This window comes from Paraburkholderia sp. SSBN10T, from assembly GCF_056619545.1.
This window is the reverse complement of the sequence record NZ_JBWQQI010000045.1, coordinates 1-12,459: the sequence shown is the minus strand read 5'-3', so window position 1 is coordinate 12,459 and position 12,459 is coordinate 1. Positions and strand designations below refer to the sequence as shown.

Genomic DNA, 12,459 nt, shown 5'->3' with positions numbered 1-12,459 from the left:
CACGGCGGGCTGGAGCGCGCACATCATCGAGCAGCGCATCGACAACAAGATCATCCGGCCGAGCGCGAACTACACCGGTCCAGAGAATTTGAGGTTCGTGGCGCTAAATAGGAGAAAATAGCGTCCGCTGTGCGCTTTCAGGGCGCGTGCAGTTCCCCCTGGCGGCTGTCTGTATCCGCAGCCGCGCACTGTTTAACCAATATTAGATAGAAAGGCTCATTCCATGAAAAAGCTGCTGATCGCCGCCGTTGTCGGCGCCTTGTCCTCGACGATGCTGATCGCCGCGACCGACGCTTCCGCACAAACGGCGTCGGGCACCACGACGACTTCCACCACCGCCAAGAAGGCTACGCCGAAACGCCCGGCTCCGAAGCGCCTGATCAAGCGTAAGCCGAACCCGAAGAAAGAAGCGAAGGTCGATCCGGTACCGGACGGCGCAGTGAAGTGGTCGTGTAACGAAGGCCTCTCGTTCGACCTGAAGGGCGACATGAAGCGCGACCAGATCGTCACGGTTCACTGGGCGAACAAGAACTACAACCTGCCGCGCGAAACCACCACGACGGGCGCCGACCGCTTCCACGACGCCGCTTCGGGTCTGGACCTGGTCGTGATCCCGACCAAGGCAATGCTGTTCTCGGACAGCGACGGCTCGCGCCTCGCAGACGAGTGCAAGACGCCGGAAATGGCACAAGGCGCACCGGCTCCGACGCAGTCGAACGAGCTGATCAAGAACCCGAGCAACTAAGTTTCCTTTACGAGGAAAAGCCCCGATGTCCGCACCGATATCCAACGTACGGCCCGACCCGGACACTGTCCTGGTCGATATCGCCGATTACGTTCTGGATTTCCCGATCAACAGCACGCTCGCGCTGGAAACAGCGCGTCACTGCCTGATCGACACGCTCGGTTGCGGACTCGAGGCGCTCACCTATCCGGCATGCACCAAGCTGATGGGACCCATCGTGCCCGGCACGATCGTCCCCAACGGCGCCAAGGTGCCGGGCACGCCGTTCCAGCTCGACCCGGTTCAGGCCGCCTTCAATATTGGCGCAATGATCCGCTGGCTGGACTTCAACGACACCTGGCTCGCCGCCGAGTGGGGCCACCCGTCGGACAACCTCGGCGGAATTCTCGCCACGGCCGACTGGCTCTCGCGTACCGCCGTCGCCGCCGGCAAAAAGCCGCTGACGATGAAAGACGTCTTGGTCGCCATGGTCAAGGCGCACGAAATTCAGGGCTGCATCGCGCTCGAAAACTCGTTTAACAAAGTCGGGCTCGATCATGTGCTGCTCGTGAAGCTCGCCTCGACCGCCGTGGTCGGCCAGATGATCGGCCTCACGCGCGACGAGCTGATCAATGCCGTCTCCCTTGCACTGGTGGACGGACAGGCGCTGCGCACCTACCGCCACGCACCGAATACCGGCTCGCGCAAGTCGTGGGCCGCCGGCGACGCCACCGCGCGCGCCGTGCGTCTGGCGCTGATCGCGAAAACCGGCGAGATGGGCTATCCGTCGGTACTGACCGCGAAGACGTGGGGCTTCTACGACGTGCTGTTCAAGGGCCGGGAATTCAAGTTCCAGCGCCGCTACGGCTCGTACGTGATGGAAAACGTGCTGTTCAAGATCTCGTTCCCGGCCGAGTTCCACGCGCAGACTGCGGTGGAAGCGGCCATGACGCTGCATGCGCAACTGCGCGCAGCGGGCAAGACTGTGGAAGACATCAGCAAGATCACGATTCGCACACACGAAGCGGCGATCCGTATCATCGATAAAAAAGGGCCGCTGAACAATCCGGCCGACCGCGACCACTGCATCCAGTACATGATCGCGGTGCCGCTGATCTTCGGCCGCCTGACGGCCGCGGACTACGAAGATTCCGTCGCGCAGGACCCGCGTATCGACGCGCTGCGCGACAAGATGAACTGCGTGGAAGATCCGCAGTTCACAAAGGATTATCACGATCCGGAGAAGCGTTCGATCGCCAATGCACTGACGGTCGAATTCAACGATGGATCGACATTCGACGAGGTAGTGGTCGAATACCCGATCGGACACAAGCGCCGCCGTGCAGACGGCATCCCGTTGTTGGTCGAGAAGTTCAAGACCAACCTCGCGCGCAGGTTTCCGGTCAAGCAGCAACAAGCGATTCTCGATGTGTCGCTGGATCAGGCAAGGCTCGAAGCCTTGCCGGTCAATGAATACGTCGATCTGTATGTCATCTAGTTCAGTACTGTAGTTCCGCGATCAAACCAAGGAAAACACCATGGCCCACAACCTCCACAAAACGCTCAAGGAATTCGACAGCGGTTCCGGCAAAGGCAAGTTTTATTCGCTGCCGCAACTCGGCAAGGCACTGAACATCAAGATCGACCGCCTGCCGGTTTCGATCCGTATCGTGCTGGAGTCGGTGCTGCGTAATTACGACGGCAAGAAGATCGCCGAAGAACACATCACGCAACTGGCGAACTGGAAGCCGACCGCATCGCGCGTCGACGAAATCCCGTTCGTCGTGTCGCGCGTCGTGCTGCAGGACTTTACCGGCGTGCCGCTGCTCGCCGACATCGCAGCGATGCGCGGCGTCGCGCAACGCGCAGGCAAGAACCCGAAGTCGATCGAACCGCTGGTCCCGGTTGATCTGGTGGTCGACCACTCGGTGCAGATCGATTACTTCCGTCAGAAGGATGCACTCGACCTGAACATGAAACTGGAATTCCAGCGCAACAACGAGCGCTACCAGTTCATGAAGTGGGGCATGCAGGCATTCGACACGTTCAAGGTCGTGCCGCCGGGCGTGGGCATCGTTCACCAGGTGAACCTCGAATACCTGGCACGCGGCGTGCACAAGAAGGCTGACGGCAGCGACACCGTGTACTACCCGGACACGCTGGTCGGCACGGACAGCCACACGACCATGATCAACGGTATCGGCGTGGTGGGCTGGGGCGTGGGCGGCATCGAAGCGGAAGCGGGCATGCTCGGCCAGCCGGTGTACTTCCTGACGCCGGACGTGGTCGGTGTCGAACTGAAGGGCAAGCTGCGCGAAGGCGTGACGGCAACCGACCTGGTGCTGACCGTTACCGAACTGCTGCGTAAAGAGAAGGTGGTCGGCAAGTTCGTCGAGTTCTTCGGCGAAGGCACGAAGTCGCTGTCGCTGCCGGATCGCGCGACGATCGGCAACATGGCGCCGGAATACGGCGCAACGATGGGCTTCTTCCCGGTCGACGAAAAGACCATCGACTACTTCAAGGGCACGGGCCGCACCGACGCCGAAATCTCCGCCTTCGAAAACTACTTCAAGGCGCAGAACCTGTTCGGTGTCCCGAAGGCCGGCGACATCGACTACACCAAGGTCGTCAAGCTCGACCTCGGCACGGTGGCGCCGTCGCTGGCAGGTCCGAAGCGTCCGCAAGACCGTATCGAAATCGGCCACGTGAAGTCGACCTTCAGCGACCTGTTCTCGAAGCCGGTGGCAGAAAACGGCTTTGCGAAGAAGTCCGCCGATCTGGACGCGCAATACACGACGTCGAACGGCGTGAACGTGAAGAACGGCGACATCCTGATCGCCGCCATCACGTCGTGCACGAACACGTCGAACCCGAGCGTGCTGCTGGCCGCCGGCCTGCTGGCGAAGAAGGCCGTGGAAGCGGGTCTGACGGTTGCTCCGCACATCAAGACGTCGTTGGCTCCGGGATCGCGTATCGTCACCGAGTACCTGACGAAGACCGGCTTGCTGCCGTTCCTGTCGAAGCTCGGCTTCGAACTGGCTGCTTACGGTTGCACGACCTGTATCGGTAACGCGGGCGACCTGACGCCGGAACTGAACGAAGCGATCACGAAGAACGACATCGTCGCGGCGGCTGTGCTGTCGGGCAACCGTAACTTCGAAGCGCGTATTCACCCGAACATCCGCGCCAACTTCCTGGCATCGCCGCCGCTAGTGGTCGCCTACGCGATTGCAGGCAACATCACGCGCGATCTGATGACCGAGCCGGTCGGCAAGGGCAAGGGCGGCAAGGACATCTACCTGGGCGACATCTGGCCGACCAGCGAAGAAGTCAACGACCTGCTCAAGTTCGCGCTGGACGCAGACGCATTCCGCAAGAACTACGCACAGCTCACCAAGAAGGGCGACCTGTGGAGCAAGATCGAAGGCGAAGAAGGCCAGGTGTACGACTGGCCGAAGTCGACCTACATCGCCGAGCCGCCGTTCTTCGGCAGCGACTTCTCGATGACGCCGGCAGACAGCATCGCCGCTGTGAAGAACGCGCGCGCACTGGGCATCTTCGGTGACTCGGTCACGACCGACCACATCAGCCCGGCAGGCTCGATCAAGGAAGACTCGCCGGCAGGCAAGTGGCTGAAGGCAAACGGCGTGCAGAAGGCCGACTTCAACAGCTACGGCTCGCGCCGCGGCAACCACGACGTGATGATGCGCGGCACGTTCGCCAACGTGCGGATCAAGAACCTGATGATCCCGGTGAAGGCAGACGGTACGCGTGTTGAGGGCGGCCTGACGATTCACCAGCCGAGCGGCGAACAACTGTCGATTTACGACGCAGCGATGAAGTACATCGACGCCGATACGCCGACCATCGTGTTCGCGGGCGAAGAGTACGGCACGGGCTCGTCGCGTGACTGGGCAGCCAAGGGCACGCAACTGCTGGGCGTCAAGGCTGTGGTCGCACGCAGCTTCGAGCGCATCCACCGTTCGAACCTGGTCGGCATGGGCGTGTTGCCGCTGCAGTTCAAGGGCTCGGATAGCGTGCAATCGCTCGGCATCACCGGCGAAGAAACGTACGACATCGAAGGCCTTGGCGCTGACTTCAAGCCGCAGCAGGAAGTGACGCTGGTGATTCGTGGCAAGGACGGCAAGGAAAAGCGTGTGGCCGTGCTGCTGCGTATCGACACGCCGATCGAAGTCGACTACTACAAGCACGGCGGGATTCTGCCGTTCGTGCTGCGTTCGCTGCTGGCGGCCTAAGGTACTTGCGTACCTGCATACTTGCGCTAAGCAGACGCGTTAGCTGTTTTGCAGGTGCTGCGTCCTTGTGGAAAGGACGCAGCCAATTTGAGAGCCCGACTTTGGTCGGGCTTTTTTTATCTCTGTTGATTTCTGTTGAAGAGAGTGAGTCTTTCGTAAAAAGCTACTCGCCATTGTTGGATAGGACGAGTGGCCCGCTGCGGCCCGCGTTGAAGGCGGCGGGCTCGTCGGTAATCCTGCGCTGTGTCATATGGTCGTTCCAGTTGTTGTCAACCGATGTTGCCGCGCGCATCGCCGGGACCGGACGGTGCTGCTGAGCGCTCCAGTTCAGCCATGGTGCGTCATCATCCGGTGCGTTGGCAGTCCACTCGGGTTGCGTCGAGGGTGCCGGACGCGCCGCCGGATGAGCGGCGCGATTCAGGGCCACGCGTTTGTTGACGTGTGCCTTAGTGAGACGCGCAACCTTCAACCGTTTCGGCGGTGTTGCTGATATTTGTTTCGACGCTGTGGTATTTGCCGAAAGCGCAGGCTTGGCTTTGGCGGCGGTGACGGTCCCGGGCGCAGTTCGCTCCGGGACCGGGCGCTTCCCTTGCGGCTCAACGAGGGTAGGCTTGCCGAGAGGTTGTGCGCGATCGGCATGCGCATTCGCGGACGACAAAAGCCTCGGCGTCGCTGATGCCGTGCTCGCCTTCTCGGCCTCCTTCATGGAGCACGTCACCAGCAACCATGTCAGTACGATGGAGCAACCGGTGAAGATACCGGCGGCCAACAGGCGGTCCGAGCGCGACGAGGGCGGCCAGCCTGTGCCCATTTCCAGATAGCGCTTCGCTTCCGCCATCGCGACGTCCCAGCACTGGGTATCCCCACTTTGCGGCGGTGCCTTATAGACGAGCGCGTGCCTCGTGCCTGAAGGAAACGGGATAACCTGAGCCGGTCCAGCAACCTCATTGCTCGCTTTCTGCACGGCCTCGCGCTTCAAACGCCGACATGCGCCAAACGGCGGCGGCAAACCGTCGAACGGACGTGGCAGCGGGATCGTCAGGTCGCCCTCGATCAAGGCCAGCGGTCGGTTCATGGCAGGCGGCTCCCGTGTGAGTCGATCGCTTCGTCGAGTTGCATCATTAACGATTCAATGCGCTCAGCGAGCGCTTCGATTACGCCCGCTCCAGGTTCCGGCCGGGCCACGCTTGCATCCCGTAGCGCCTCCATCAAACTGCGCGCGCCGACAAGTCCTACGGCTCCGCTCAATCTATGCAGCGATTCGCGTATTCCGCCGACGTCGTGCTGCCGGTGCAACTCGCGCATTCGTTCCAAGTCGTCTCCCATCGATTGGCGCCAACCACGCACGAAGGTGTGAAGATCGATACCCTCGTTCGACAGCGCATCGAGATAGCTCAGTTCGAAGGGCTCGGCGAAAGGGCTAACCGGCCGTCGTGCAGTTTGCGCAGATCTTGCCTGCCGAGACGCCTGAATATCGCTTCGAGTCTGCGCTTCGGACGGCTGCGGATGTTCGGCCGCGATGCACTTGCGATGCCATTCGCTCTCGACACCACGCAGCTTCTCGGCGGTACGCTTCAAGGCGATGCGCGTGCGGTACCATCCGCAGAACGAGATGACCATCAGCCCCGCAAGCATTAGCAGCACCGCTAGTAACGCGTGCCGTGTCGTGCCCGCATGACGCTCGTCTGCAACGATCCCGTCCTGCACAAGACTACGCTCGCCGGCAGGCTGCGCATCGAAGGTATCAGCGGCGATAGCTCTGTCGCCAAGAACCGTGTCACCACCCGGCTGGCCACGCGTAACCACGGCATCGCGTGCGGACGGTGCACCGACCAAGCGCACACCGCTCCCGAATTCCGCACGCTGCCTTGCGTCGACGACGGGCGCAGCCTCGACGCGTGACGTCAGGACACACGCCAATACAACCGCCAGGAGGCTGCCAAACACCGTCACATAGCGGATCGAGGTCGCGCCTATCGAATAAGAGAAACAGCGCGCGCGGTCCTGCGCGAGCGCCCGGGCATCAGGCATACCCATCAGGTCCATTCTCGGCATGACTCAATCGATCAGCTTTTGCAGTGACGCAAATTCGATCAGTGCCGCCAGCGACGACAGACCCAGCTTTTCCTGAATGCGACTCTTGTACGTACTGACCGTCTTGTCGCTCAGGAACAAGCGAGTCGCAATATCCTTGTTGCTCACACCGCGCGCGAGGTATTGCAGCACTTCCACCTCGCGCGGCGACAACAGGTTCAAGCCGCCTTCCCGGCCTGTGTTGACGTCCGCAGGGAAGCAGTCGTAACCGTACAGGACGGTTTTCACCGCCGTAACGAGTTCACCGATTTCGCGTCCCTTTCCGACATAACCATTTGCCCCGGCCAGCCGGGCGTGACCAGCCATGAACTGCTCCGGTTTGGCGGAAAGGACAAGAATACGGATCTTGTCAGTATTCACCCGAATACGCCGGATCATGGACAGGCCGTCCAGCCGAGGCAAATCAAGATCGAGAATCAGCAGATCAGGATTTTCAGAAACGACCATTTTCAGACCATCTTCGCCATCGCCACATGTGCCTATCACTTCCAGCTCCGGATCTGCGCGTAAAACTTCGGAGACCGTACCACGAATCATCGGATGGTCATCGACAATTAGAATTCTTCTCATTTATCGCTCCATTTTTCCGAACATTGATTAACGAACGCAAAGCTGAATTTGAATAGCGCACACTGCGAATAGACAGATAGCTTATCAAGCCTGTAGAGACACTTTTTCTCTGGTCCACCGCGATAATTCCGCAATATTTGCGTGAATATTCCTACATCAAATATTGGAATTTTCCTCAGAAGGTACCTAAAACCATAAATTATCGATATGATGCGAAAAATTTGAGTTGAATAGTGCGGTTGATCTGGTCGGATACGCGAATTCAAATGGTCTCGCTGACCAGCCTGCCGCCTGGAATCGAGATAGAAACGAGCGCGAATTGTGTCCGCGCTCGTGGAAAGCCGCCTCGCCGAGGCAGATGGCATACCCAAATGCCACAACGATAGGGCGAATGCCAGTTGATACGCATTGCCAGTCGACGGCACAACATCCATGCCGGACCGGTCAGGTCCGGCATGGATCACCGCTTTACTACTCCCGCGGGTTCTGTTGCTGGGGTTGCATCTGCTGCAGCGGCCGCTGGGGTTGCTGCATCTGCGATGCCTGCGGACTGCTGGCATTGCGACCATTGCTGCGGATAAAGTCCAGCTCGACACGGCGGTTCGGTGCGAGGCAATCGATCAGCGCCTGATGGTCGCGGTTATTACACTGCACCACCGGGTTTTCCTTGCCCAGACCACGCGCGCTAATCGGCACCTGCACGCCACCGTTTTGCAGATAACGTTTCGCCGTTTGCGCACGCTTCTCCGACAACGAGCGGTTGTAACTGTCGCTGCCCAGCCGGTCTGAATAGCCTTCGATATGGATACCCGTCACGTCATCAGCCTGCTTCAGGTCGCGGATCAACTGACTAAGCTTTGCCTTGCCTTCAGGCAGCATGCCGCCCAGATCGCTGCGGTCGAACCTGAAGGTTGCGTCCCCCTGCAGCGTCATCTTTTGCGGGACCGGCGTAGCAACCGGTGCTGCGACCGGCTGCAGCGTGCAGGCTTTGAGTGCCGAATCGATGCCGGACAGACCCTTTTGCACACCCTCTACCAAACGCTGGCTTTCGTCGAAGTCGCGCGTCCACGCTTCGTGGCCCGCGTGAATCAACCCGACCTCGGAACATGCGGTCAGGCGTTGCGCCTCCCGGCATTGAGCGAATTGCGGGGAAGTCTTCGCCGCCAGCAACAGCTTCCACAGATCCGGCCGCACCGCCGAAGCGGTACGCAACTCCGGATTGTCCACGGACAGTCCCTGGCCGGTTTCCAGCGCCGCGGTCAGCTTGTCCGCCTCGACCAGCGCCTCTTCGACGAAGCCCCAGCCATCATGACTGGAACGTTCGCTACGGGCGGCGTCGAGCCAGCATTGAGCCTTGTCGCCGAAGTAGTTGTTCTTGCGGTCACCGAGCGCGTTCAGGCGGGTTTGCACCGTGCCCAGCATGGCGCCGCTATGAACTCCGCCATAGGTCGAAATCCACTGCGGCGTCACCGCCCCGGCGGCCTGGCTCTGCGTGGTGCTGAACCCGTTCTGCAAGACCGTGGAGTCCTGGATCTGCAGGCTGTCGCGCGTTGCGGACGAGCAGCCGGCAAGCATCGCGGCGAGCGCGATGGCAATCAATGAATACTTCATGTCTGTTTCTCACGGAAAGTGGGTCGCACGGAACCTTCCCGTGCGACCCACGTGGCTGGCGTCTCAAGCTTCTATCCAAAGCCTGATTGCCCTAGCCTAGTTGCCGAGAACGATGCCGATGCCGGCGCGGACGATGGTGCTATTGCCGCCCGAGCTGGATGCGCCAAGGTTGTAGTTGATCGTGCCCTTCTCGTTCCAGCGCGAGACACCAATGCCGAGCGCCTGATAGCCGCGGTAGGTGGCCACGCCTGCGTTCAGCGTGGTACGACCAGGCAGATACGGCGTGACGATATTCAGCGCCGATGCCGAAGCGATACCCTTGGCTGCGCTACGGTCAACGTTGTCGATCGAGTTGTTCAGGCCGCTGACGGCGTTGTTCAACTGACCGAGGTTGACCGCATCGGTTGCCTGCGTACCCGCTGCAACGTTGGTGATCTGACGTTCGGCACCCTGGAAACCCACGGATACCGAGTTGTCACGATCAGCCACCGAACCCGCACCCACAGCGACAGCGTTGCTACCGGTCGCCGAGGAGTTCGAGCCGATCGCAGTAGAGGTAGCGCCGGTAGCCGACGAACCTGCACCCATCGCGGTCGCGCGGTCACCCGAGCTCGTGGTGTGAGCGCCAATCGCGATTGCCGAGTCGCCCGATGCAGAAGCGCCATTGCCGATCGCAATCGCATCCGTGCCGCTCGCCGCTGCTGCAGTACCGCCCGTGCTCGGGCTGCCGATGTTGACGTACGTCGTGTCGCCTGCACCGCCGTTAGCCAGGTTGTTCACCGCGCTTTCCAGGGCCGACAACTGCGAGTAGTTGACCGCATCGGTCGCGCTTGTACCCGCTGCCAGGTTCGTCAACGTCACCGGTGTCGTGGAACCCACACCACCCAGCGTGACCTGACTCTTCGTCGAATCGTCGTAGGCCACCGCGTTTGCCGTGCCGGCACCGCTGCTACCGACAGCCGTGTTGACATACGACTCCATCTGGCCGACGTTGACCGCATCGGTTGCCGCAATCCCCGCTGCCACGTTCTTCAGCGTCACCGGCGTGGTCGAGCCGAGACCGCCAAACGTGACCGTACCCTTGCTCGAATCGTCATAGGCGACGAACGAGTTGGTCACGTTGCCCGCGGTGTCGATATTCAGACCCGCATCCTTCAACTGCCGGACGTTGACTGCGTCGTTATCGGCTGTCCCTGCTGCCACGTTCGACACTTCCACCGGCGTCGTTGCGTTAGTGCCACCAAGCGTCAGCTTGTCGCGTGCCGTCGAGTCGTACACCACACCGTTGGCGGAACCGGTCGACGCAATTGAATCGATCGCATCCAGCGCCGAGCCAACGTCGCTATACGTGCCGCCGTTCAGCACGTAAGCTGGCTTCGTCACCTGGCCATTGGCTGTCACGCTCGAGCCGCCGCCCAGTGCCGCTGCAACGCCGCTAGCCGTGTTGAACAACTGCGAGCCGTTGACAGCCTGCGTGCTGGTTGCGCTGACCTGGCCCGCTGCCACATTGGACAGCAGCACCGGAATCGTCGAATCGATACCACCGAAGGTCACCTGCCCCTTGTCCGCACTGTCATACGCGACGAATGCGCCCGTCACGTTGCCGCTCGAGTCGAGGCTCGCGCCCAACGCCTTCAACTGCGACACGTTGACTGCATCCGTGTCCTGCGTACCACCCGCAACGTTGATAATCTGGCTCTGCTGCGTGCTGTTACCCACCGACACCACGTTGGCACGGTCAGCGACCGAGTTCGCACCGATGGCCACACCGCCTGCTGCGCTAACCGACGCGTTCTGGCCGATCGCCATGCCATTTATGGCGGACGGATGAACGAACGTGTTATAGCCGATGGCTACGGAACCCGCCGATGATGCGCTCGCGAACGTGCCGATCACTGTCGCGTTCATTCCGATCGAGCGGGAGTTGTAGCCGATCGACACCGAGCCATCGGAAAAGGCCCCGACCGTTGCGTCTGTACCGATGACGGTGGAGTTGACCGACAGCGCACCTGCCCTCGAACCAACCGCTGTCGTACCGTGGTGACCGGCGCCAGAGCCAGCACCCACGGCCAGTGCATCGATGCCCGTTGCCGCCGACGCTGGCCCGATTGCCATGGCGTTCAGGTCGTTCGTGGTGGAGGTTTCCGTGCCACCGGTCACGTTCGAGCTCACCGCGATATAGTTGGTCACCGGCGCGGCGCCGATCAACTGCGAGGGATCCGCCAACAACGATTTCGTGCCGCTTGCCTGTTGTGCGAGCTGTGCCTGCAGCGCGTCCAGTTGAGCCACCGTCGCTGCATCGGTTGCGTTGATACCGTCCGCCACGTTTGTGATGCGCATCTCCGCACCACGGCTGCCGACCGACAGCGTATTGGGTGCGTCTGTCTTCGCATTGACGCCGATAGCGGTCGAATTCGCGTATGTCGCCGAAGCACCCGCGCCGATCGCCAGCGCACGGTCGCCTGTTGCGTACGAGTTACCGCCGATCGCCATCGCCTCAATGCCACTCGCCATCGCCGAGTTTGCCGTCGACACTATCTTGATATACTTCTGGTTGGTCGCGTTCTGGTTAATTATCTGCACAAGTTGATTGTCAAGGTCAGAGATCGCCGAGCCAACGTCGTTGAACGTCTGGCCATTGTCGATCACATACGACGGCGCTGTCACCCGGCCGTCCGGACCCACGGCTGAACCACCGCCCAGCGCGGCTGCCACCGAACTTGCCGTGCTATAAAGCTGCGAGCCATTCACTGCATCGCGGCTCGTCGACGTGATCTGACCAGCGGCCAGATTGGACAGCAGGACCGGCGTGGTCGAACCCACGCCGCCGAACGTGACCTTGGACCGGGTCGAATCGTCGTAGGCGACGAATGCGTTCGTGACCGTGCCGTTGCCGTCGATGTTGGCCCCCATCGCCTGAAGCTGCGACAGGTTCACCGCATCCATCGCCTGCGTACCATTGGCCACGCCCGTGATCTGACGCGAACCTACATCTACCGTATTGGCACGGCTCGCCACCGAGTTCGAACCCAGCGCCACCGAGTTGGCTGCGGTTGCGCTCGCGGCACCACCGATCGCCACGGCGTCCTTGCCGGTTGCCGACGAATCGGCCAGCGTCGAGTTGGTGTGGAAGTACTTGATGCCGCCACCGTTGGCGATGTTGTTGACTGTGTTCGTCACGTTTGACACATTGCCGGCAACGGC

The 12,459-nt window shown here is 61.0% G+C and carries 8 protein-coding genes and 1 pseudogene; 4 read left to right on the top strand and 5 right to left on the bottom strand.

The features are described from left to right. The 4 genes and pseudogenes from AC1ECK_RS36375 to acnA form a co-directional block, all read left to right on the top strand. Nucleotides 1-121: pseudogene (locus tag AC1ECK_RS36375) on the top strand (2-methylcitrate synthase); the annotation flags it as partial. 102 nt (nucleotides 122-223) lie between these two features. Further along, nucleotides 224-745: a hypothetical protein gene (locus AC1ECK_RS36370; RefSeq protein ID WP_480328101.1), complete on the top strand. Its 522-nt coding sequence runs from the start codon at nucleotides 224-226 to the stop codon at nucleotides 743-745. Nucleotides 746-770: 25 nt separating this feature from the next. Then, entirely contained in the window at nucleotides 771-2,222 is a 1,452-nt protein-coding gene (locus AC1ECK_RS36365) for a bifunctional 2-methylcitrate dehydratase/aconitate hydratase (protein WP_480328099.1), read from the top strand. A 40-nt stretch (nucleotides 2,223-2,262) separates the two neighbouring features. After that, on the top strand, nucleotides 2,263-4,980 hold the full coding sequence (gene acnA / locus AC1ECK_RS36360) for an aconitate hydratase AcnA (protein ID WP_480328097.1): 2,718 nt from the start codon (nucleotides 2,263-2,265) through the stop codon (nucleotides 4,978-4,980). Nucleotides 4,981-5,143: 163 nt separating this feature from the next. Here acnA and AC1ECK_RS36355 read toward each other — a convergent pair whose 3' ends face one another. The 5 genes from AC1ECK_RS36355 to AC1ECK_RS36335 form a co-directional block, all read right to left on the bottom strand. Continuing rightward, nucleotides 5,144-6,037 (bottom strand): hypothetical protein, encoded by an 894-nt coding sequence (locus tag AC1ECK_RS36355; protein ID WP_480328095.1) that lies wholly within the window; start codon nucleotides 6,035-6,037, stop codon nucleotides 5,144-5,146. Nucleotides 6,038-6,051: 14 nt separating this feature from the next. Then, on the bottom strand, nucleotides 6,052-7,026 hold the full coding sequence (locus tag AC1ECK_RS36350; protein ID WP_480328093.1) for an Hpt domain-containing protein: 975 nt from the start codon (nucleotides 7,024-7,026) through the stop codon (nucleotides 6,052-6,054). A gap of 12 nt (nucleotides 7,027-7,038) precedes the next feature. Further along, complete coding sequence (locus AC1ECK_RS36345) at nucleotides 7,039-7,644, bottom strand: response regulator (RefSeq protein ID WP_480328091.1); 606 nt, start codon at nucleotides 7,642-7,644, stop codon at nucleotides 7,039-7,041. Between the two features lie 471 nt (nucleotides 7,645-8,115). Continuing rightward, complete coding sequence (locus tag AC1ECK_RS36340) at nucleotides 8,116-9,255, bottom strand: OmpA family protein (RefSeq protein WP_480328089.1); 1,140 nt, start codon at nucleotides 9,253-9,255, stop codon at nucleotides 8,116-8,118. Nucleotides 9,256-9,351: 96 nt separating this feature from the next. Continuing rightward, a partial coding sequence (locus AC1ECK_RS36335) for a YadA family autotransporter adhesin (RefSeq protein WP_480328087.1) occupies nucleotides 9,352-12,459 on the bottom strand: 3,108 nt, incomplete at its 5' end.